Source organism: Acidovorax sp., assembly GCF_047607405.1.
GTDB lineage: Bacteria > Pseudomonadota > Gammaproteobacteria > Burkholderiales > Burkholderiaceae_C > Acidovorax.
On the sequence record NZ_JASGDA010000076.1, the window covers coordinates 1 to 22134 of the forward strand.

The following is a 22134-nucleotide window of genomic DNA, read 5'->3' on the forward strand; positions in this document are numbered from 1 at the left end:
GCCCGCCAGCGCCCAGCGCGGCCAGGCCGCAGCGGCGGCAGCGGGCGCGTCGAACACCTCGCGCGCCGCGCGCTGCACGATGGCGGCGGTCACCTGCCGCGAACCCACCGCGTAAGCACCCAGCATCGCCCGGTCGCACAGCAGGTTGATGCGCCGGGGCACGCCGTGCGTCAGCGCATGTACGCGCCGCAGGGCGCGCCCGTCGAACGGCAGCGGCCCCTGCAGCCCGGCCACGGCCAGGCGGTGGGCGACGTACTGCTGCGTTTCCCGCGCGTCCAGCGGGCCGAGGTGAAAGCGCGCGATCACGCGCTGCGCGAGCTGCTCCATGGACGGCTGCGCCACCATGGCGCGCAGCTCGGGCTGGCCGATCAGGATGATCTGCAAGAGCTTGCGCTCGCGGGTCTCCAGGTTGGTCAGCAGGCGCAGCTGCTCCAGCACGTCGGGCGCGAGGTTCTGCGCCTCGTCGATGACGAGCACGCTGCTCCTGCCCTGCGCATGCTGCGCGAGCAAAAAGGCGTTGAGCGGGTCGATGCAGTCCTTGGCCGTCTCCACGCCGCCCACGGCGGGCCGGTGCGCCACGCCGAACTCGTCGCAGATGGAGCGCAGCAGCTCGCCCACGGTGAGCTTGGGGTTGAAGATGTAGGCCACGTCGCAGTGCGGTGGCACCTGCTCCAGAAAGCACCGGCATACCGTGGTCTTGCCCGTGCCGACCTCGCCCGTGAGCAGCACGAAGCCGCCGCCCGCGTCCAGCCCGTAGAGCAGGTGGGCCAGCGCCTCGCGGTGGCGCTCGCTCATGAACAGGTAGCGCGGGTCGGGGGCAATGGAGAACGGCGGGTGCGCGAGGCCGAAGAACGGGGCGTACATGGCGGCGAGTATGCAGTGCGGGTTTCACCGGGGGAGTGATTTCCCTGGAATTGTCGTTACAAAGACAAGATGGCGTCAAAGTCAGCCCTAGCATCCGGCCCAATCTCTTCCCTTTTCCAGGAGCCGGAATGAAGACAACGTTCCCGCAATTGCTGCTCAAACACGCCGCCGAACGCCCCCGCGCCCCGGCGCTGCGCGAAAAGGAATACGGCATCTGGCAGACCCACACCTGGGCCGACTTGGCGCGCCTGGTGGAGCACCTGGCCGCCGGGCTGCACCTGGCGGGCCTCACGCGCGGTGAGCACCTGGTGGTGATCGGCGCCAACCGCCCGCGCCTGTACGCCACCATGCTGGCCGCGCAGTCGCTGGGCGCCATCCCCGTGCCGCTGTACCAGGACGCGGTGGCGGCCGAGTGCATCTACCCGCTGAACAACGCCGAGGTGCGCTTTTGCATGGTGGAAGACCAGGAGCAGGTGGACAAGCTGCTCGAAATCCGCACGCAGTGCCCGCACCTCGCACGCATCTATTTCGACGACCCGCGCGGCCTGCGCAACTACGCCGAGCCGGGGCTGGATTCGCTGGACGCGCTGGTGGCATCGGGCAAGGCCCACGTCGCCTTGCACCCCGAATGGTTCCGCGCCGAGGTCGCCAAGGCCCGCCCGGACGACGTGGGCGCGATGTTCTTCACCTCGGGCACCACGGGCAACCCCAAGGGCGTGGTCCACACGCACGCCACGCTGCTGGACCGCGCGAGCGCCGGGGCCGAGTTCGACAAGCTCACCCACAGCGAGGAAGTGCTGGCCTACCTGCCGCCCGCGTGGATCGGTCAGAACATCTTCAGCTACGCGCAGTGGCTGGCCTGCGGCTACGTGGTCAACTGCCCCGAGTCGGCGGGCACGGTCAGCATCGACCTGAAGGAGGTCGGCCCCACCTACTACTTCGCGCCGCCGCGCGTGTTCGAGGGGTTGCTGACCAGCGTGATGATCCGCATGGAAGACGCGGGCGCCCTCAAGCGCAAGATGTTCCACGCCTGCATGGCGGTGGCGCGGCGCGTGGGGCCTGCGCTGATGGACGGCAAGCCCGTGGGCGCGCTCGACCGGCTGAAATACGCCCTGGGCAACCTGTTCGTCTATGGCCCGCTGCGCAACACGCTCGGGTTCAGCCGCGTGCGCGTGGCCTACACGGCGGGCGAGGCCATCGGCCCCGACCTGTTCACCTTCTACCGCTCCATCGGCATCAATTTGAAGCAGCTCTACGGCTCCACCGAGACCGCCGTGTTCGTCTGCATACAGCCCGACAACCAGGCATTTGCCGACACCGTGGGCGTGCCCGCGCGGGGCGTGGAGATCAAGGTGGCGGACAACGGCGAAATCCTGGTCAAGTCCGCCGGGCTGCTCAAGGAGTACTACAAGAACCCCGCCGCCACCGCCGAGGTGCTGACCGCCGACGGCTGGTACCACACCAGCGACGCGGGCTTCATCGACGCACACGGACACCTGAAGATCATCGACCGCGTGAAGGACGTGGGCCGCATCCAGGGCGGCGCGAACGACGGCGCCATGTTCGCGCCCAAGTACGTGGAGAACAAGCTGAAGTTCTTCTCGCACATCAAGGAAGTGGTGGCCCTGGGCGACGGTCGCGAGAAGGTGTGCGTGATGGTCAACATCGACTTCGACGCCGTGGGCAACTGGGCCGAGCGCCGCAACCTGCCCTACGCGGGCTACACCGACCTGGCGCAGAAACCCGAGGTCTATGAGCTGATCCGCGAGTGCATCGAGAAGGTCAACGCCGACCTGGCGCAGGACAGCCTGCTGGCGGGCAGTCAGGTCAGCCGCTTTCTGGTGCTGCACAAGGAGCTGGACGCGGACGACGGCGAGCTGACGCGCACCAACAAGGTCCGGCGCGGCTTCATCGCCGAGAAGTACGCCGCGCTGGTGGACGCGCTCTACGCGGGCAAGACCGAGCAGTACATCGAGACGCAGGTCAAGTTCGAGGACGGTCGCACCGGCAGCGTCCGGGCCACCTTGAAGATTCTCGACACCAAGACCTTCACCCCCGTGAAAAAGGCCGCCTGATGAACCATAAGAAGATCGGCGACGTCATCCTGGACGTTCAGAACATCAGCCTGCGCTTTGGCGGCGTGAAGGCGCTGACGGACATCAGCTTCAACGTGTGCGAGCACGAGATCCGCGCCATCATCGGCCCCAACGGCGCGGGCAAGTCGTCCATGCTCAACTGCATCAACGGCGTCTATACGCCGTCCGAGGGCAAGATCACCTTTCGCGGCCAGACCTTCTCGCACATGAACTCGCGCCAGGTGGCCGAGATGGGCGTGGCGCGCACCTTCCAGAACCTGGCGCTGTTCAAGGGCATGAGCGTGATCGACAACATCATGACCGGGCGCAACCTCAAGATCAAAAGCAACCTGCTGCTGCAAGCGCTGCGCATCGGCCCGGCCGAACGCGAGGAAATCCGCCACCGCGAGTTCGTCGAGCACATCATCGACTTCCTCGAAATCCAGGCCTACCGCAAGACCCCCGTGGGCCAGTTGCCCTACGGCCTGCAAAAGCGCGTGGACCTGGGCCGCGCGCTGGCGATGGAGCCGCAGGTGCTGCTGCTCGACGAGCCCATGGCGGGCATGAACGTCGAGGAAAAGCAGGACATGTGCCGCTTCATCCTGGACGTGAACGACGAGTTCGGCACCACCATCGTGCTCATCGAGCACGACATGGGCGTGGTGATGGACATCAGCGACCGCGTGGTGGTGCTCGACTACGGCAAGAAGATCGGCGACGGCACGCCGGGCGACGTGCGCAGCAACGAAGACGTGATCAGCGCCTATCTGGGCACATCACATTGACGCATTGAGGACACCGGCATGGCCTTCTTTCTGGAAACTCTCATCGGCGGCCTGATGGCGGGCATGCTCTACGCGCTGGTCGCCCTGGGCTTCGTGCTCATCTTCAAGGCGTCGGGCGTCTTCAACTTCGCGCAGGGCGCCATGGTGCTGTTCGCGGCGCTGGCGATGGCGCGCTTTTCCGAATGGCTGCCGCAGTGGCTGGGCCTGGAGAGCAAGGCGCTCGCCAACGTGCTGGCCTTCGTCGTCGCGGGCGCCGTCATGTTCGTGGCGGCCTGGTGCATCGAGCGGCTGGTGCTGCGCCACCTGGTCAACCAGGAAGGCGCCACGCTGCTCATGGCGACGCTGGGCATCACCTACTTCATGGAGGGGCTGGGCCAGACGCTGTTCGGCAGCGAGATCTACAAGATCGACATCGGCATGCCCAAGGACCCGGTGTTCATGCTCGAATCCGTGTTCCAGGGCGGCGTGATGGTCAACCAGGAAGACGTGATCGCCGCCGTGATCGCCGCCGCGCTGGTGGCCGCCCTGTCGCTGTTCTTCCAGAAGACCGGCACGGGCCGCGCCCTGCGCGCCGTGGCGGACGACCACCAGGCCGCGCAGTCCATCGGCATTCCGCTGGGGCGCATCTGGGTCATCGTGTGGTGCGTGGCGGGCGTGGTGGCGCTGGTGGCCGGGATGATCTGGGGGAGCAAGCTGGGCGTGCAGTTCTCGCTGGCCACGGTGGCGCTGCGGGCGCTGCCGGTGGTGATCCTGGGCGGGCTCACGTCGGTGCCCGGCGCCATCATCGGCGGGCTCATCATCGGCGTGGGCGAGAAGCTCTCCGAGGTGTACCTCGGCCCCTACGTGGGCGGCGGCATCGAGATCTGGTTCGCCTACGTGCTGGCGCTCGTCTTCCTGCTGTTCCGCCCACAAGGGTTGTTCGGCGAAAAAATCATTGACCGCGTGTAAGAGGGAGACTGACCATGTTCTACAGAGAAAACGGCCAGTTCAAGACCAGCTACCGCGCCGACCAGCAGATCTTCCCCATCGCGCAGGACCGCATCGCCATCCTCGCGCTGTTGCTCGTCGCCTTCGTCGGCGTGCCCCTGGTCGCCAGCGAATACTTCTACAGCGCCATCCTGATCCCCTTCGTCATCATGTCGATGGCCGCCTTGGGCGTGAACGTCCTGGTGGGCTACTGCGGGCAGATCTCGCTGGGCTCGGGCGCGTTCATGGCCGTGGGCGCGTATGGCGCATACAACTTCTTCATGCGCGTGCCGGGCATGCCGCTGATCCCGGCGCTCATCCTGGGCGGGCTGTGCGCCACGGCCTTCGGCATTCTGTTCGGGCTGCCCAGCCTGCGCGTGAAGGGCCTGTACCTGGCGGTGGCGACGCTGGCGGCGCAGTTCTTTGCCGACTGGATGTTCCTGCGCATCAAGTGGTTCACGCTGGACAACGCCTCGGGCTCGGCCGCCGTGTCCGACCTGCAACTGCTGGGCATGCCGCTGCAAAGCGACCTCAGCAAGTACCTGTTCTGCCTGTGCGCGCTGGTGGGAATGGCGCTGCTGGCCAAGAACCTGGTGCGCAGCGCCATCGGCCGCGAGTGGATGGCGATCCGCGACATGGACGTGGCGGCGGCGGTGATCGGCATCCGCCCCATGTACGCCAAGCTCACGGCCTTCGCGGTCAGCAGCTTCATCATCGGCGTGGCGGGCGGGCTGTGGGCCTTCGTCTACCTGGGCGCGTGGGAGCCCAGCGCGTTCAACGTGGACCTGTCGTTCAAGCTGCTGTTCATGGTCATCATCGGCGGCATGGGCTCGATCATGGGCGCGTTCTTCGGCGCGGCCTTCATCGTGGTGCTGCCCATCGCGCTCAACCAGTTGCTGCCCGCCATCGCGGGCGTGTTCGGGCAGAGCATCTCCACCACCGCCGCGTCGCACACCGAGCTGATGATCTTCGGCGCGCTCATCGTCTGGTTCCTCATCGTCGAGCCGCATGGCCTCGCCAAACTCTGGTCCACCGCCAAGCAAAAACTCCGCGTCTGGCCCTTCCCCCACTGATTTCCCCCGTGCTTCAACCACCACCCATCACAAGGAGACAACCATGAAGCTATCCAAACTCGCGATCGCAGCCACCGTCGCCCTCGCGGCAGCGGCCCCCGCCACCGGCGCCTTCGCGCAGGCCAAGGAGCAGTACATGCCCGTGCTGTCCTACCGCACCGGCCCGTATGCGCCCAACGGCAACCCCATCGCCAACGGCATCGTGGACTACTACAAGCTGGTCAACGCGCGCGGCGGCATCAACGGCGTCAAGCTGCTGATCGAAGAGTGCGAGACCATGTACGACACGGCCCGCAGCGTGGAGTGCTACGAGCGCCTGAAGAACAAGAACGGCGGCGCGGCGGTGATCCAGCCGTGGTCCACCGGCGCCACCTTCGCCATCACCGAGAAGGCGCCCGTGGACAAGATTCCGATGGTCACGCTGGGCTATGGCCGCAGCGAAAGCGCGGACGGCACGGTGTTCAAGTGGAACTTTCCCCTGGCGGGCAACTACTGGGTGGCGGGCGACGTGCTGGTGCAGGCCATCGGCGCCAAGGAAGGCGGCCTGGACAAGCTCAAGGGCAAGAAGATCGCCCTGGTCTATCACGACAGCCCCTTCGGCAAGGAGAGCCTGCCCATCCTGCACGAGCGCGCCAGGATGCACGGCTTCACGCTGCAAGAGCTGCCCGTGACCGCCCCCGGCGTGGAGCAGAAGGCCACCTGGCTGCAGGTGCGCCAGAACCGCCCGGACTACGTGATCCTGTGGGGCTTCGGCGTGATGAACTCCACCGCGCTGAAGGAAGCCCAGGCCACCGGCTACCCGCGCGAGAAGATGTACGGCGTGTGGTGGTCGGGCGCAGAGCCCGACGTGAAGGACGTGGGCGAGGGCGCCAAGGGCTACAACTCGGTCGCCTTGCAGAACAGCGCCGACTACGACGCCAAGGTGGTCAAGGAAACGCTGGAGAAGCTGCATGCCAAGGGCCAGGGCACGGGCCCGAAGGAAGAAGTGGGCCAGGTGCTGTGGCTGCGCGGCGCGATGAGCGCCATGCTCACCGTCGAAGGCATCCGCGCCGCGCAGGAGCGCTACGGCAAGGGCAAGGTCATGAACGGCGACCAGGTGCGCTGGGGCCTGGAGAACCTGAACCTGGACCAGAAGAAGCTCGATGCGCTGGGCTTCGCGGGCGTGCTGCGCCCCATCAGCACCTCGTGCCAGGACCACATGGGCGCCTACTGGGCGCGCATCCAGACCTGGGACGGCAAGGCCTGGAAGATCACCAGCGACTGGATGCAGGGCGACGAGCAGATCATCAAGCCGATGGTCAAGGCGGCTGCCGCCAAGTACGCGGCTGAAAAGAAATTGACGCCCCGCACCCCCGCCGACTGCCAAAGCTGAGAGCAACCCCCTGAGCCGCTGCGCGGCTTCCCCCTTCTCTCGCGCTGCGCGCGGGAAGGGGGACGACGCCGGTGGCCGGGCAAAGCCCGCTCCACGGCGTCCGCTGGCCTGGGGCGCGCCCGTATCACCACAGGGAACACCATGGACACCCGAAACATCGTTCTAAACGTCAACGGCATCGAGGTCATCTACAACCACGTGATCCTCGTGCTCAAGGGCGTGTCGCTCACCGTACACGAGGGCGGCATCGTCGCCATCCTGGGCGGCAACGGCGCGGGCAAGACGACCACGCTGCGCGCCATCTCCAACCTGCTCAGGGGCGAGCGCGGCGAGGTGACCAAGGGCAGCATCGAGCTGCGCGGCGAGCGCATCGAGAACCTCTCGCCCGCCGACCTCGTGCAGCGCGGCGTGGTGCAGGTGATGGAGGGTCGCCACTGCTTCGCCCACCTGACCATCGAAGAAAACCTGATGACCGGCAGCTACACCCGCACCAGCAAGGCGGAGATCGCGGCCAACCTGGAGAAGGTCTATACCTACTTCCCGCGCCTGAAGACACGGCGCACCTCGCAGGCCGCCTACACCTCGGGCGGCGAGCAGCAGATGTGCGCCATTGGCCGCGCGCTCATGGCCAACCCCAGCATGGTGCTGCTCGACGAGCCGTCCATGGGCCTGGCGCCGCAGATCGTCGAGGAAGTGTTCAACATCGTGAAAGACCTCAACGACAAGGAGAAGGTCACCTTCCTGCTGGCCGAGCAGAACACCCACATGGCGCTGAAATACGCGGACTACGGCTACATCATGGAAAGCGGTCGCGTGGTGATGGACGGCGCCGCCAGCGACCTCGCCAGCAACGAGGACGTGAAGGAGTTCTACCTGGGCATGGGCGGCGGCGAGCGCAAGAGCTTCAAGGACGTGAAGAGCTACAAGCGCCGCAAGCGCTGGTTGGCCTGATTACTCCCAAATTCATAGCTGCAAGTGCTTTCTGCATAAGCGCTAGAGGCCAATTTCATTCAAAAACCGCAGAGAAAGCCCAGGCCATGACGACGAACTTCTACGACGCCCTGGAAACCCGCAGCCCCGCCGAGCGCGAAGCCGCCCTGCTGGCCGCGCTGCCCGCGCAGGTGGCGCATGCGCAGGCGGCCTCGCCCGCGTTCGCCAGCATCCTGGCGGGCGTGGATGCGGCGGCAGTCACCAGCCGCGCCGCGCTGGCGCAACTGCCCGTCACGCGCAAATATGAATTGCTGGAGCGCCAGCAGGCCCAGCGCGCCAGCACGCCGTTCGGCGGGTTCAGCGCCGTGGGCTTTGGCCCGGCCATGCCGCGCGTGTTCGCCAGCCCCGGCCCGCTGTACGAGCCCGAGGGCACGCGCCGCGACTACTGGCGCATGGCGCGCGCCATCTACGCGGCAGGGTTCCGCCCCGGCGAGCTGATCCACAACTGCTTCTCCTACCACTTCGTGCCCGCGGGCTCCATGATGGAAAGCGGCGCGCACGCGCTGGGCTGCACCGTGTTCCCTGGCGGCACGGGCCAGACCGAGCAGCAGGTGCAGGCCATGGCCGAGCTGAAACCGGCGGGCTACATCGGCACGCCGAGCTTCCTGAAAATCATCGTGGAAAAGGCCGCCGAAATGGGCGTGGCCCTGCCCAGCGTGACCAAGGCCCTGCTGTCGGCCGAAGCCTTTCCGCCCAGCCTGCGCGACTGGTTTGCCGAGCGCGGCATCACCGGCTACCAGTGCTACGGCACGGCCGACCTGGGGCTGATCGCGTACGAGACCAGCGCCCGCGAGGGGCTGGTGCTGGACGAAGGCGTCATCGTCGAGATCGTGCGCCCCGGCACCGGCGACCCGGTACACGAGGGCGAGGTGGGCGAGCTGGTCGTCACCACGCTCAACCCCGACTACCCGCTGATCCGCTTCGGCACGGGCGACCTGTCCGCCGTGCTGCCCGGCCCCTGCCCCACGGGCCGCACCAACACGCGCATCAAGGGCTGGATGGGCCGCGCCGACCAGACCACCAAGGTGCGCGGCATGTTCGTCCACCCCGGCCAGGTGGCCGCCGTGGCCAAGCGCTTTCCACAGGTGCTGCGCGCGCGCCTGGTCGTCAGCGGCGAGATGGCCAACGACCAGATGGTGCTGAAGGTAGAGACCACCGAGACCGCCGAGGGCCTGGCCCGCCAGTTGGCCGACGCCGTGCGCGAGGTGACCAAGCTGCGCGCCGACGTGGAAATGGTCGCGCCCGGCACCCTGCCCAACGACGGCAAGGTGATCGAGGACGCGCGCAGCTACAAGTAAGAGCGCCGTTTGCGCCAGATCAAGAAGGCAGCAGTGTTTACCCTAGAAATGCTCTCTTATTGATAGCTGCATGTGCTTGCTGAATAAGCGCTGGTGGCCTATTTGGCTTAAAAAAAGCAGGGCAGGCCAGGTACGTACTATCCGCAATACGGCCCCAGACGGCCCTCGCTATCATGCGCCGTCATTTACAGGAGATGCCATGAAGAAGACGCTCAAACTCGCACTGGCCGCTGCGGTCGCTGCCACCGCCGCCATCGGCGCCAGCGCCCAGGACTTCCCGGCCAAGGACAAGCCGATCACCATCATCGTGCCCTTCGCCGCAGGCGGCCCCACCGACCGCGTGGCGCGCGACCTGGCCGATGCCATGCGCAAACCCCTGGGCGGCGCGAGCATCGTCATCGACAACACGGCGGGCGCCGGCAGCTCCATCGGCGCCGCCAAGGCCGCCCGCGCCCCCGCCGACGGCTACACGCTGCTGCTGAACCACGTGGCCATGGCCACCATGCCCACGCTGTACCGCAAGCTGCCGTTCAACGTCGCCAACGACTTCGAGTACCTGGGCATCGTCAACGACGTGCCCATGACGCTGATCGCCCGCCCCAGCATGCCCGCGAACAACGTCAAGGAACTGCTCGCCTGGATCAGTCAGAACAAGGGCAAGATCAACCTGGGCAACGCGAGCCAGGGTTCCGCGTCGCACCTGTGCGGCCTGATGTTCAAGCACGCCCTGGCCACCGACATGACCGACGTGCCCTACAAGGGCACGGCCCCCGCCATCACCGACCTGATCGGCGGCCAGATCGACCTGCTGTGCGACCAGACCACCAACACCACGTCGCAGATCGAGGCCAAGAAGGTCAAGGCCTATGCCGTGACCACCACCAAGCGCCTCACCACCCCCGCGCTCAAGGACCTGCCCACGCTGGCCGAGTCCGGCGTGAAGGACTTCAACGTGACCATCTGGCACGGCCTGTACGCGCCCAAGGGCACGCCCGCGCCCGTGCTGGCCAAGCTGAACGAGGCGCTGAAGGTGGCACTGAAGGACCCTGAGTTCATCAAGAAGCAAGAGGGCCTGGGCGCCGTGGTCGCCACCGATGCCCGCATCGAGCCCGCCGAGCACAAGAAGTTCGTGGCGTCCGAAACGGCGAAGTTCGGCGTCGCCATCAAGGCCGCTGGCGCCTACGCCGACTGACCCTGGCCCGCCGCTCCCCTGGCAAAGCCGCCTCGCCCCTGGGCCAGGCGGCTTTTTCGCCTTTGCGGGGTTGCTGGCGGGTCTTGCGGGTTATCCATCTGCTGCCACGCGCCGTACACGCGTAGAACACGGCCATCACGCAACAAGGAGCCTGCATGACCACCTTCTCCCGCCGCCTTGCCCTGGGGGCCGCCATGGCACTGCTCGCCAGCGCCGTACACGCGCAGACCGCCTGGCCGACCAAGCCGGTGCGCATCGTCGTGCCCTTTGCGCCCGGCGGTACCACGGACATCCTGGCGCGGGCCATGGCGCCCGAACTCTCGCGCGCCTTCGGCCAGCAGTTCATCGTGGACAACCGCGCGGGCGCGGGCGGCAACGTGGGCGCCGAGATCGTGGCCAAGTCGCCCGGCGACGGCTACACGCTGCTCATGGGCACCGTGGGCACGCACGGCATCAACCGCGCGCTGTACGCCAGGCTGCCCTACGACCCCATCAAGGACTTCGTGCCCATCACCCTGGTGGCTGCCGTGCCCAACGTGATGGTGATGAACGCCGAGAAGGCCAAGTCCCTGGGCGTACACAACGTGCAGGACTTCGTCCGCGCCGCCAAGGCCAACCCCGGCAAGCTGAACATGGCGTCCAGCGGCAACGGCACGTCCATCCACCTCGCGGGCGAGCTGTTCAAGAGCATGACGGGCACCTACATGCTGCACCTGCCCTACCGTGGCTCCGGCCCGGCGCTGCTGGACATGGTGGCGGGCAATGCCGACGTGATGTTCGACAACCTGCCGTCGTCCATGGCGCAGATCAAGGCGGGCAAGCTCACCGCGCTGGCAGTGACCAGTTCGCAGCGCTCCGGCGCGCTGCCGGACGTGCCCACGGTGGAAGAAGCGGGCGGCCCCGCGCTCAAGGGCTACGAGGCCAGTTCCTGGTTCGGCCTGCTGGCCCCGGCGGGCACGCCGCCGGACATCGTGAACCGCATCCAGCAGGAAGTCGCCAGGTCGCTGGCAACGCCTGCGATGAAGGAGCGGCTGCTGGCCCAGGGCGCCATTCCGGGCGGCAACACGCCTGCGGAGTTCGCGCAGCACATCGACGCCGAACACAAGAAATGGGCGCAGGTCGTCAAGGCGTCCGGCGCCAAGGTGGACTGACCCTTACCAGGTAACTTCGCGCCCCTCGGCGCTGCTGCGGCGCAGCATGTCGAGCAGGGGCGCGGCGCGCTGGCGCAGGGAGACTGCGGCGTCGTCCTTGCCGTCTTCCTCGGTCGCCTCGCTCTCCTTCGCGGCGCTCTCCTCGGCGGCGATGGCGGCCTCGATGGCGGCGATGGCGCCCGGGGCCTGCTCGGCGGTCACGATGCCGCCCTGCCCGGGCGTCTTGCCCATGATCTGCACGAGCTGGCGGCCATTGGGCTCCAGCATGATGACATCCGCAGTGGCGCGGGATTTGAACTTGTAGAGCATCAGCGGTAGATGTATTCGCGGTTGAAGGGGTAGTCCGATTGTGCGCCGCGAATGCTCCCGGTACACACGTCGCCGTCGGGCCGCGCGGCGAGCATCTGGTGCAGCGCCATCCAGCCGCGCTCGAAGCCCAGGGCGCTGCCCGCCAGGTACAGCCGGTAGGCGCGCAGCACCTTGTCGCCGCGCTCCGCGCCCGCGTGCGCGGCCAGCACCTCGCGCGCGGCGGGCAGTTGCGATTCCAGGCTGTCGGACCAGGCCCAGAGCGTGCGGGCGTAGTGCGGGCGCAGGTTCTCGGTGTCCACCATCTCCAGGCCCGCGTTCGCCATGTCGTGCAGCACGGCGCTCACGTGCAGCAGCTCGCCGCCCGGAAAGATGTACTGCTCGATGAAGTCGCCCATGCCCGCGCCGAGCTGCGCGTTGTCCACCGCGCCCGCCGTGATGCCGTGGTTCAGCAGCAGGCCGCCGGGGCGCAGCAGGCGCACGATGGTGTCGAAGTAGCGGCCCATCTGCGCGCGGCCCACGTGCTCGAACATGCCGACGGAGGCGATCTTGTCGAAGGGCTCGTCCGCCTGCAGCTCGCGGTAGTCGCACAGCAGCACGCGCACGCGGCCCTGCAGCCCGCGCTCGTCGATGAGGCGCTGCACGTGCGCGTGCTGGTTGCGCGACAGGGTGATGCCCGTGGCGTCCACGCCGTAGTGCTCTGCCGCCCACAGCAGCAGGCCGCCCCAGCCCGCGCCGATGTCCAGGAAGCGCTGGCCGGGCGCGAGCCTCAGCTTGCGACAGATGTGGTCGAGCTTGGCCTCCTGCGCCTGGGCCAGGGTCATGCCGTCGTCGCGGTAGTAGGCGCACGAATACACGCGCCGGGGGTCGAGCCACAGCGCGTAGAAGTCGTCCGACAGGTCGTAGTGGAACTGCACGTGGCGCGCATCGCCCGCCACGGTGTGTGCCGCCAGGGAGCGCGCCCGCGCCAGCACGCGCCGCCACCAGCCGCCGTGCTCGTCGCGGGCGGGGTCGCGCGTGAGCAGGCCCGCAGCGGCGGCCATCAGGTCGCGCATGCCGCCTTCGATCGCCACGCGCCCTTCGACGATGGCCGCGCCCACGCTGCCGATCTGCCCGGTGGCCAGGGCCACCAGGGCCAGGCGGTCCCTGAACCGCAGGGTGACGGCGGGGTGGGCCGCGCCCAGTTGCCTGCCCGCAGGCAACTGGACGGCCAGGGGCACGGGCAAAGCCGCGAGGCGCCCCTCCAGGGTGTTCAACAGGTGCTTCATGCCGCCCATTCTTGGATGCGGCGCTCGCCATCGTCAACCGGGGGCAGAGATGACCCCATTGTGTTCATGCCCCGCGCGCGGATGGCAGGCGCAACCGGCCAAGCACCCCCATCAGCGCCCGCCCGTACAGGATGAAACCCAGCGCCAGCGCGATCAGCGGCAGCGCCGCGAACACCCAGCCCGTCAGCCGCTCGCCCCCCAGCGCCACGCCCACGAGCAGCGCCACCGCAGGGTTCACGAACGAGTAGCTGCCCGCCAGCGCGGCGGAAGCATTCTTGAGCAGCCACAGATAGGCGTTGAGCGCCAGCAGCGTGCCGCACACCAGCAGATAGACCCACGCCGCCCACGACTTGGCGCTGACCTGCCCCAGCGCCGACAGCGGCTCGAAGCACAGCGCCGCCGCCAGCCCCATCGCCCCGCCCATGAGCCACTGGGCGGCCGAGGCCATGGCGGGCGCGGGCTGCGAGAGCCTGCGCGATGCGTACGAGCCCAGGCTCCAGGCCAGCGGCGCGCCAAAGGCCAGCAGCGCGCCGACCCAGGTGGCGGAAAAGTCGCCTTCCAGCGCCAGCAGCAGCGCGCCTGCCACGCCCAATGCCAGGCCGATCCAACTGGTGAACGGCACGCGCTCGCCGCCCCAGCGCGACCACAGCGCCAGCCACATCGGCATGGTGGTCACCACGGTCGCCATCAGCCCCGAGCCAATGCCCAGCTTCTGCGCAAAGCCCACAAGGTTCATCGCCAGGAACGCCATGCACCCGCCGATGACCGCCGCGTTGCGCCACTGCGCCGCCGTGGGCAGCGCATGGCCCTGCCACAGCGCGGCGAGCAGCATCAGGCCCCCGGCGCACAAAAAGCGCAGGGCGTTCATCAGCATGGGCGGCATGCTGGTCAGCGCGATGCCCATGGCGAAATACGTGGTGCCCCAGACCCCATAGACCAGCAGCAAGGCCACGGCAAGCGCCCAGCCCCTGGGTTGCGCATGGAAATTCGTCAGCGTGTTCGTCATTTGACCGGATAATTTACGGATACCCCGTTGATTTCGGAATTTTTACCAAATTCAGGCGACTATGCAAGCAAATATTCAGACAGATGAGATGGACGCCAGAATTATTTCGGCCCTGGGGGCGGATGGGCGGCGATCCTATGGCGACGTGGGGGCCGAGGTGGGCCTGTCCACCGCCGCCGTACACGAGCGCGTGAAGAAGCTGCTGGACAAGGGCGTGATCCGCCGCTTTTCGATCAGCGTGGACCCGGAGCGCGTGGGCCTGCCCTTCACGGCCTTCGTGGCGATCCGCAACGACGGCGGCATCCACTGCCGCGACGTGGCCCCGCGCCTGCGCGCCATGCCGCAGGTGGTGGAACTGCACAGCGTGGCGGGCGAGTACGACTTCCTCGCCAAGATCCGCACCACGCACGCGCGCGCGCTGGAAGACCTGCTGTACGAGATCAAGGCCATCCCCGGCGTGGCGCGCACCACGACCACGGTGGTGCTCAACACCGAATTCGAGGACCGGCCTTTGAATCTTGTGGCCTAGGGCCTGTTCGGGACCGTGGCTGTATTCTGCTGGCGCCATGAAACGCCTTGCATTGCTTTGCCTCGTCCTGCCCCTGTCCGGCTGCGCCAGCCTGGACGCGGTGGGCTACTACTGGCAGTCGGTGCGCGGACACCTGCAGATCATGCAGGCCGCCCAGCCCATCGACGACTGGATCGCCCGCGCCGACATCGCCCCCGCGCTGCGCGAGCGCCTGCAACTGGCCCGGCGCGCCCGCGCCTTCGCCGTGGCCGAGCTGGGCCTGCCCGACAACGCCAGCTACCGCCGCTATGCCGACCTGAAGCGCCCCGCAGCCGTGTGGAACGTGGTGGCCGCGCCGCCGTATTCGCTGACGCTGCACACGTGGTGCTTTCCGGTCACGGGCTGCATCGGCTACCGGGGCTACTTTGCCGAGGCCGATGCGCAGGCCGAGGCGGCGCGGCTGGCCGCGCAGGGGCTGGAAGTCGATGTCTATGGCGTGCCCGCCTATTCCACGCTGGGCTACACGAACTGGCTGGGCGGCGACCCGCTGCTGTCCACCTTCATCGCCTGGCCCGAGGGCGACTTCGTGCGGCTGCTGTTCCACGAGCTGGCGCACCAGGTGGTGTACGCGGAAGGCGACACGCTGTTCAACGAGTCCTTCGCCACGGCGGTGGAACGCATCGGCGTGGCGCTCTGGCTGGCCGCCGAGGCCACGCCCGAGGCCCGCGCAGCCTACGTCGCCAGCGAGGCGCGGCGCGCCAAATTCCGCGCGCTGACCCGCGCCACGCGCGCGCGGCTGGCGGATATTTATGAACAAAAAGAGGCTCCAGCGCTTGATACACAAGCGCTGGCAGCTATGAAAACAGAAGCAATGCAGGACTTTCGCGCCCGCTATGCCCGCCTGCGCGCACAGTGGCAGGGCACCGCCCCGGCCCAGGTCGCGGGCTACGACCGCTGGGTGGCACAGGCCAACAACGCCAGCTTTGCCGCCCAGGCCGCGTATGACGAACTGGTGCCCGCGTTCGAGGCGCTGTTCGAGCGCGAGGGCCGCGACTGGCGGCGGTTTTATGATGCCGTCCAACAACTAACCCGGCAGCCCACGCCGCAGCGCCATGAGGCCCTGCGCGGGCTGCTCCAGGAGACAAGCCTTGCCAGAGATCCACATCCATCGTGAACACCGCCTGGGCTTCAAGCAGGCCCGCAAGGTCGCCTTCTCGTGGGCCGAAAAGGCCGAGGAGAAACTCGACATGGAATGCGTCTATGAAGAGGGCGACACAGAGGACCTGCTCACCTTCACCCGCTCGGGCGTGAAGGGCACGCTGCTGGTGGATGCTGGCCAGTTCGAGCTGCGCGCGCAGCTCGGCTTTCTGCTTGCCGCGTTCAAGGAGCGCATCGAGTCCGAGATCGCCGCGCAGCTCGACGAACTGCTCGACAAGCCGCCGAAGGCAGCCGCCAAGAAGGCGGCTGCTGCGGCCAAGCCCCGGAAGAAGGCTTGAACGCAAAAAACGAAAGGCGACCGAAGTCGCCTTTCGTTGGGGTTGCGCACAGGGCGCGCTGGTGGTTCAGCTCAGCGACTCGATCAGGTCGATGTACTGCTGCTTGGCCTCGTCCGCGCCGGTGCCCTTGAGCTTTTCCCAGGCGTCCCACTTGGCGCGGCCCACCATGTCGGAGAAGCTGGGCTTCTTCTCGGCGTTGTCGCCCGCGGTGGCCTGCTTGTACAGCGCGTAGATCTTCAGCAGCGTGGCGTTGTCGGGGCGCTCGCTGAGGTTCTTGGAATTGGCCACGGCGGCTTCGAAGGTGGCGTTCAGGTCGGCCATGTCGGTTGCTCCTTGATGAATGATGCGGGTCGGGAAAGAACGGTGTCGGCAAGGGATTGCTGCGTTGTATCTTACGGGCTGTGCGCAGCGCGGGGCCGCACAATCCGTAGAGGCCGGCCCCCAAAAAACCCATACGAACGACAACAAAAGACAGGTGGACATCCGATGGTGACCCGCATTCCCGCCGCCCGCAAGGCGGCCACCGTGGTGCAGAAGAACGTGCGCCGCGCCGCCAGCGGCATGCTGGGCCTCTCGGGCGAGCGCATGAGCAAGGTGGACACGGCCTGGCTGCGCATGGACTCGGCCAGCAACCTGATGATGATCAACGGCGTGTGGACGCTCTCGCCCGGCATCACCTGGCAGGCCCTGTGCGAGCGCGTGCAGCAGCGCCTGCTGCAGTACCCGCGCTTTCGCCAGTGCGTGGTGGAAGACGCGGCGGGCGCCACCTGGGTCGAGGACAAGCACTTCGACATCGCCGCCCACGTGCTGCGCGAGACGCTGCCCCGGCGCAAGGGCCAGACCATGCAGCAGGCGCTGCAGGACCGCGTGGGCGAACTCGCCATGCAGCCGCTGGAGCCGCGCCGCCCGCTGTGGCAGTTCCACCTGATCGAAGACTTCACGGGCGACGACGGGCAAAAGGGCAGCGCGCTCATCGTGCGCATCCACCACTGCATCGCGGACGGCATTGCGCTGATCGCGGTCACCATGTCGCTGGTGGACGGCGGCGCAGAGCCGCCCCGGCGCCAGCGCCGCGCCAAAGCGGACGCATCCAGCACGACCGAGGACTGGATCACCGACGCGCTCATCAAACCCCTGACCGGCCTCACCGTGAAGGCGCTGGACATGGCGGGCGACGGCGCCGCCAAGTCGCTGCAACTGCTGGGCGACCCCGAGAAAATCATGCACAGCGGCCTGTCGGGCACCCGGGACATGGCGCGCGCGGCCTACCAGCTCATGAGCGACGCGGCGGCCCTGGCGCTGATGCCCGACGACTCGCCCACGCGCCTGAAGGGCCAGCCCGGCCAGGCCAAGCGCGTGGCGTGGTGCCCGCCGATCCCGCTGGAGGAGGTCAAGTCCATCGGCAAGGCGCTGGGCTGCTCCATCAACGACGTGCTGCTGTCGTGCGTGGCGGGCGCCATCGGCGGCTACCTGCGCGGCCAGGGCGACGACCCCACGGGCCAGGAGATCCGCGCCATGATCCCCGTGAACCTGCGCCCCATGGAAGAAGCCTGGAAGCTGGGCAACCGCTTCGGCCTGGTGCCGCTGGTGCTGCCCATCGGCGTCGCCAACCCGGTGGAGCGCGTCTATGAGGTGCGCCGCCGCATGGCCGCGCTCAAGGGCAGCACGCAGCCCATCCTGGCGTTTGCGATGCTGGCCGTGGCGGGGCTGATGGTGAAGCCCGCGCAGGACGCGCTGCTGAACCTGTTTGGCCGCAAGACCACGGCCGTGATGACCAACGTGCCCGGCCCGCGCGAGCAGCTCGCGCTGTGCGGCGCGCGCGTGACGCAGTGCATGTTCTGGGTGCCGCAGTCGGGCGACATCGGGCTGGGCGTGTCCATCCTGAGCTACGGCGGCGGCGTGCAGTTCGGCGTGATCACCGACACGGCGCTGTGCCCCGAGCCGCAGCAGATCATCGACGCCTTCGCGCCCGAGTTCGAGCGGCTGTCGCTGCTGACGATGATGCTGCCGTGGGATGCGTGAACTATTGATTTGATAGCTGCCGGTGCTTGCTGCACAAGCGCCAACAGCCGATTTGACTGATATTTTTCAGCCGCTCAAGCCATCCACCGCCTGGAACAGCGACTGCCGCGCCTGGCTGATGATCTGGCCCTTCCAGGCATCGGTGTCGGTGTAGAACGCGGCCAGCATCTGCGCCTTGATCTGCGCAGCCTGGTCGGCGGGCGCCTCGGGGTGCAGGTTGAGCCACTGCTCGGCGCGCAGCGCCTGCATCACTTCCAGCACGGGCACGGTGCCGTATTCCATGGCGATGCCGGTGTATTCGGCGTGCGGGCATTCGTCGTAGATGGATGTCCACATCAGGCCGGTGAGGAAGGCCGAGGTGGACGAGCCGTCGTAGATGGACGTGACCGGCGTGGCGCCGCCGCCCGCCCACCAGTCGCGCGCGCGGGCCACGGCGGCGGCGTCGTCCTTGCCCGCGTAGATGCGCTCGCCATGGCCGCTGGGGCCCAGGCCCGTGTGCAGGTCGATCCAGGCGATGCGCGATGCCCGGGCGCCGTGGGCGCGCAGCACGGGGCGCAGGGTGCGGTTGCTCCAGGTGGGCTCGGTGCCGCCGAAGAACAGGCCGTCGGGGTATTCGTGCTGGCCGCGTGAGATGGCGGCTTGCCATGCGGCCTCGCCGCGCTCGGCGATGAAGGCGGCGACGGCCTGGGCGTTGTCGGGCTGCGGCGGCCACTCTTCGGGCAGCAGCAAGGGGTGTACCTCGCGGTAGGGTTCGTTGACGGGCAGGGGCTGGCTGAAGTCGTGGAAGTTGCGGTTCAGGTCCACGTTCTCGTGGGTCACGCGGCGGATGTGCGAGAAGCCATAGGGGTTGAGCGCGTGGATGTAGAGCACCGCCACGCCGGCCGCACGGGCCTTGTCGCGCCATGCCTGGTCGTGCAGGGCGAACACCTGCACGCCGCTGCCGCAGTAGCCCTCCACACCATGGCAGGCGCTGCTGACGATGAGCAGCTTGTCGGCATCCGCCGGGCCGTCGCGGGCCACGTCCATGGCGAGGTTTTCGCCGTCGCGGCCCTTGAGCGGGTGGGCGTGCGATTCGATGGCCAGGCCCGCTGCGGCGGCGGCTTCGAGGAACTGCACGCGGGCGCGTGCGTAGCTCGGGGCAAAGGCTTCGACGACGCCGATCATGCTGTGTGCTCCTGCGCCAGCCATTCCTCGGCCAGCTTGACCCAGTAGGTCGCGCCCAGCGGGATCAGCTCGTCGTTGAAGTCGTAGCTCGGGTTGTGCAGCGTGCAGGGTCCGCCGCCGTGGCCCATTTCGCGGTGGTCGCCCTCGCCGTTGGCGATGAAGCAGTACGCGCCGGGCTTGGCTTGCAGCATGTAGGCGAAGTCCTCGGCGCCCATGGTGGGCTCCTGTACCAGCACGCGCTCCGCGCCCACGATGCCGGCCATGACCTGGCGGGCGAACTGCGCCTCGGCGGGCGAGTTGACGGTGGGCGGGTAGTTGCGCTCGAACGCGAACTCGCACACGGCGTCGTGCGCTGCGCAGTGGTGCTCGGCGATCTGGCGCATGCGCTTTTCGATCAGGTCGGTCACCTCGGTCTTGAAGGTGCGCACCGTGCCCTGCAGCTCGCAGAAGTCGGGCACCACGTTGGTGGCCTCGCCCGCGTGGACCATGGTGACGGAGATCACGCCCGCGTCCACGGGCTTCTTGTTGCGGCTGATGATGGTCTGGAACGCCTGCACCATGCCGCAGGCGATGGGCACGGGGTCGATGCTGGTGTGCGGCAGCGCGGCGTGGCCGCCCTTGCCACGGATGGTGATCTTGAATTCGGTGGTGGACGCCATGACCGGGCCGGGGCTGACGGCGAAAGTGCCCACGGGCAAGCCGGGCCAGTTGTGCATGCCGAACACGGCCTGCATGGGGAACCGCTCGAACAGGCCCTCCTCGATCATCACGCGCGCGCCGCCGCCGCCTTCCTCGGCGGGCTGGAAGATCAGATAGACGGTGCCGTCGAAGTTGCGGTGCCTGGCGAAGTGCTGCGCCGCCGCCAGCAGCATGGCCGTGTGCCCGTCGTGGCCGCAGGCGTGCATCTTGCCGGGGTGCTTGCTGGCGTGGGCGAAGGTGTTGAACTCCTGCATGGGCAGGGCGTCGATGTCGGCGCGCAGGCCGATGCCGCGACCGCAGGCGCCGCCGTCGCGGCCCTGGACGATGCCGACCACGCCGGTCTTGCCCAGGCCCCGGTGGATGGGAATGCCCCACTCAGTGAGCTTGGCGGCCACCACGTCTGCGGTGCGCACTTCTTCAAAGCACAGCTCGGGGTGGGCGTGGATGTCGCGGCGCACCGCTGCAATGCTGGCGGCTTGGGTGACGATGGAATCGATGACGTTCATGATATGTGTCCTTACGATCCCACAGTCTAGCCCGACCACCGCAGCGCTGACATGAAGGCCCTCATGCACGGGCTGACGGACACCCGCGCGCGGGACTGAGCCGCCGCCCTGTCAGGTCCTGACCCGGCCGTCGCCGGTCAGCATCGACATCTCGACGAACTTCGACGCCGCGTGGCTGCTGGCGCTGAAGGCCACCTGAAAGCCCGAGATCACCTGCGTGCCCAGCGCCTCGATACCGGCGATGAAGCTCTCGCGCGTGATCTTGCCGCCGCCCGCCTGGGCCTGGCGCAGGCCCTCGGCGAAGACGCGGGCGGCCAGGTAGCCCTCCATGCTGGAGTAGTTGGCCTGCACCTTGTTGCCGCCCTTCTTGATGGCGTCCAGGAACTCGCGCGTGATCGGGCGCGAGGGCTGGTACGGCGAGGGCACGACCTGCGACACCACCACGCCCGCTCCGTCCTTGCCCAGCTCGTCGGCCAGGGCCTGCGTGCCCACGAAGGACACGTTGTAGAACGTGCCGCCGTACCCCGCCTTGCGCGCCGCGCGCACGAAGGCCGCCGCCGCGCCGTAGGCCGCGATCTGCACCACCGCATCGGGCTTGGCGGCCACCAGCTTATCGACAGCCGCCTTCACGTCCACCGAGTTGCGCTCCACCGTGGCCGTGGCGACGGGCGCGAGCTGCTGCTCGGCCAGCGCCCGGGTCACGCCGTCCAGCCCGGCCTTGCCGTAGGCGTCGTTCTGGTGGAACACGGCGATCTTCTTGAGGCCCAGGTGCGTGAGCTGGCGCACGATGAGCGCCGTCTCGTCGTAGTACGACGCCCGCACGTGAAAGACCAGCCGGTTGAACGGCTGGCGCAGCGCCTCGGCCCCCGTGAACGGCCCGAAGAACGGCACCTTGGCCTGGTTGAACAGCGGCACCGCCGCCAGGCTGGTGGGCGTGCCGATGTAGCCGAACAGCGCGAACACGTCGTCGGCGATGAGCTTCCTGGTGTTCTCGGCGCAGCGGTCGGGCTCGTAGCCGTCGTCCAGCACGTGGATCTCGACCATGCGCCTGCCCACGCCGCCCTGGGCGTTGAGCTGGTCGAAGTAGAGCTTGGCGCCGTGGTGGAACTGCAGCCCCAGCTGCGCCGCCGGGCCGGTCATGGCCGCCGACTGGCCCAGCACGATGCGCCCCTCCGACTGCGCCCGCGCCACGGCGTGGAAACCGCCCAGGGCCGCAGCCCCCAGGCCGATGGAGAACTGCCTGCGCCCCAGGGCCGACGTGTGTTGCTGCTTCATGGTGAAATCTCTCTCTGTTCGTTCTTGTCAAACGCCACGAGACTGACTCCCAGGGCGCCGCCGATGGGCGGCGCAACGGGCCCCTTGCGCCTCTGCGGCCAGTTTAACAATTCATTCA

At 67.9% G+C, this 22134-nt stretch carries 21 protein-coding genes; 13 read left to right on the plus strand and 8 right to left on the minus strand.

Annotation, left to right across the window (positions count from 1 at the left end; all coding sequences use genetic code 11):
- The coding region (locus QM569_RS08940) for an ExeA family protein (RefSeq protein WP_414986884.1) at positions 1 to 864 on the minus strand (864 nt) is incomplete at its 3' end.
- A gap of 128 nt (positions 865 to 992) precedes the next feature.
- Here QM569_RS08940 and QM569_RS08945 point away from each other — a divergent pair.
- The 9 genes from QM569_RS08945 (at position 993) to QM569_RS08985 (ending at position 11766) form a co-directional block, all read left to right on the plus strand.
- The gene (locus tag QM569_RS08945) at positions 993 to 2939 is read left to right on the plus strand and encodes an AMP-dependent synthetase/ligase (RefSeq protein ID WP_414986885.1); all 1947 of its coding nucleotides are present in this window, start codon (positions 993 to 995) and stop codon (positions 2937 to 2939) included.
- Positions 2939 to 3724 (plus strand): ABC transporter ATP-binding protein, encoded by a 786-nt coding sequence (locus QM569_RS08950; protein ID WP_414986886.1) that lies wholly within the window; start codon positions 2939 to 2941, stop codon positions 3722 to 3724. Before QM569_RS08945 ends, QM569_RS08950 begins: the two co-directional genes overlap by 1 nt.
- Positions 3725 to 3742: 18 nt before the next feature.
- The gene (locus tag QM569_RS08955; protein WP_414986887.1) at positions 3743 to 4672 is read left to right on the plus strand and encodes a branched-chain amino acid ABC transporter permease; all 930 of its coding nucleotides are present in this window, start codon (positions 3743 to 3745) and stop codon (positions 4670 to 4672) included.
- 14 nt (positions 4673 to 4686) lie between these two features.
- Complete coding sequence (locus tag QM569_RS08960; protein ID WP_414986888.1) at positions 4687 to 5763, plus strand: branched-chain amino acid ABC transporter permease; 1077 nt, start codon at positions 4687 to 4689, stop codon at positions 5761 to 5763.
- Between the two features lie 43 nt (positions 5764 to 5806).
- Complete coding sequence (locus QM569_RS08965; RefSeq protein WP_414986889.1) at positions 5807 to 7135, plus strand: ABC transporter substrate-binding protein; 1329 nt, start codon at positions 5807 to 5809, stop codon at positions 7133 to 7135.
- Between the two features lie 141 nt (positions 7136 to 7276).
- Entirely contained in the window at positions 7277 to 8086 is an 810-nt protein-coding gene (locus QM569_RS08970; protein ID WP_414986890.1) for an ABC transporter ATP-binding protein, read from the plus strand.
- 86 nt (positions 8087 to 8172) lie between these two features.
- Positions 8173 to 9423, plus strand: coding sequence for a phenylacetate--CoA ligase family protein (locus QM569_RS08975; protein ID WP_414986891.1), 1251 nt, complete (start codon positions 8173 to 8175; stop codon positions 9421 to 9423).
- Positions 9424 to 9622: 199 nt separating this feature from the next.
- Positions 9623 to 10615, plus strand: coding sequence for a tripartite tricarboxylate transporter substrate-binding protein (locus QM569_RS08980; RefSeq protein ID WP_414986892.1), 993 nt, complete (start codon positions 9623 to 9625; stop codon positions 10613 to 10615).
- A gap of 155 nt (positions 10616 to 10770) precedes the next feature.
- On the plus strand, positions 10771 to 11766 hold the full coding sequence (locus QM569_RS08985; protein ID WP_414986893.1) for a Bug family tripartite tricarboxylate transporter substrate binding protein: 996 nt from the start codon (positions 10771 to 10773) through the stop codon (positions 11764 to 11766).
- A 3-nt stretch (positions 11767 to 11769) separates the two neighbouring features.
- Here QM569_RS08985 and QM569_RS08990 read toward each other — a convergent pair whose 3' ends face one another.
- The 3 genes from QM569_RS08990 to QM569_RS09000 form a co-directional block, all read right to left on the minus strand.
- Complete coding sequence (locus tag QM569_RS08990) at positions 11770 to 12075, minus strand: DUF1840 domain-containing protein (RefSeq protein ID WP_414986894.1); 306 nt, start codon at positions 12073 to 12075, stop codon at positions 11770 to 11772.
- Positions 12075 to 13340, minus strand: a complete 1266-nt coding sequence (locus QM569_RS08995; RefSeq protein ID WP_414986895.1) for a class I SAM-dependent methyltransferase — start codon at positions 13338 to 13340, stop codon at positions 12075 to 12077. Before QM569_RS08995 ends, QM569_RS08990 begins: the two co-directional genes overlap by 1 nt.
- A gap of 64 nt (positions 13341 to 13404) precedes the next feature.
- Positions 13405 to 14346, minus strand: a complete 942-nt coding sequence (locus QM569_RS09000) for an EamA family transporter (protein ID WP_414986896.1) — start codon at positions 14344 to 14346, stop codon at positions 13405 to 13407.
- An 88-nt stretch (positions 14347 to 14434) separates the two neighbouring features.
- On the opposite strand from QM569_RS09000, the gene QM569_RS09005 reads away from it, so the two are divergent.
- Genes QM569_RS09005 through QM569_RS09015 form a run of 3 tightly spaced genes read left to right on the plus strand, consistent with a single transcriptional unit; the run spans position 14435 to position 16350 of the window.
- The gene (locus QM569_RS09005) at positions 14435 to 14875 is read left to right on the plus strand and encodes an Lrp/AsnC family transcriptional regulator (protein WP_414986897.1); all 441 of its coding nucleotides are present in this window, start codon (positions 14435 to 14437) and stop codon (positions 14873 to 14875) included.
- Between the two features lie 37 nt (positions 14876 to 14912).
- Entirely contained in the window at positions 14913 to 16028 is a 1116-nt protein-coding gene (locus QM569_RS09010) for an aminopeptidase (protein WP_414986898.1), read from the plus strand.
- Positions 16003 to 16350 (plus strand): polyhydroxyalkanoic acid system family protein, encoded by a 348-nt coding sequence (locus tag QM569_RS09015; protein ID WP_414986899.1) that lies wholly within the window; start codon positions 16003 to 16005, stop codon positions 16348 to 16350. The genes QM569_RS09010 and QM569_RS09015 overlap by 26 nt, the downstream gene beginning before the upstream one ends.
- A 66-nt stretch (positions 16351 to 16416) precedes the next feature.
- Here QM569_RS09015 and QM569_RS09020 read toward each other — a convergent pair whose 3' ends face one another.
- The gene (locus QM569_RS09020; protein WP_414986900.1) at positions 16417 to 16671 is read right to left on the minus strand and encodes an acyl-CoA-binding protein; all 255 of its coding nucleotides are present in this window, start codon (positions 16669 to 16671) and stop codon (positions 16417 to 16419) included.
- Positions 16672 to 16836: 165 nt separating this feature from the next.
- On the opposite strand from QM569_RS09020, the gene QM569_RS09025 reads away from it, so the two are divergent.
- Positions 16837 to 18372: a wax ester/triacylglycerol synthase family O-acyltransferase gene (locus QM569_RS09025; RefSeq protein WP_414986901.1), complete on the plus strand. Its 1536-nt coding sequence runs from the start codon at positions 16837 to 16839 to the stop codon at positions 18370 to 18372.
- A gap of 66 nt (positions 18373 to 18438) precedes the next feature.
- Here QM569_RS09025 and QM569_RS09030 read toward each other — a convergent pair whose 3' ends face one another.
- From QM569_RS09030 to QM569_RS09040, 3 genes are all read right to left on the minus strand, one after another.
- Positions 18439 to 19536, minus strand: a complete 1098-nt coding sequence (locus QM569_RS09030; RefSeq protein ID WP_414986902.1) for a M14 family metallopeptidase — start codon at positions 19534 to 19536, stop codon at positions 18439 to 18441.
- A complete protein-coding gene (locus QM569_RS09035; protein WP_414986903.1) occupies positions 19533 to 20741 on the minus strand; it encodes a M20 aminoacylase family protein in 1209 nt (402 codons plus the stop codon). The genes QM569_RS09030 and QM569_RS09035 overlap by 4 nt, the downstream gene beginning before the upstream one ends.
- A 111-nt stretch (positions 20742 to 20852) precedes the next feature.
- On the minus strand, positions 20853 to 22016 hold the full coding sequence (locus QM569_RS09040; protein WP_414986904.1) for an ABC transporter substrate-binding protein: 1164 nt from the start codon (positions 22014 to 22016) through the stop codon (positions 20853 to 20855).
- Between the last annotated feature and the right edge of the window lie 118 nt (positions 22017 to 22134).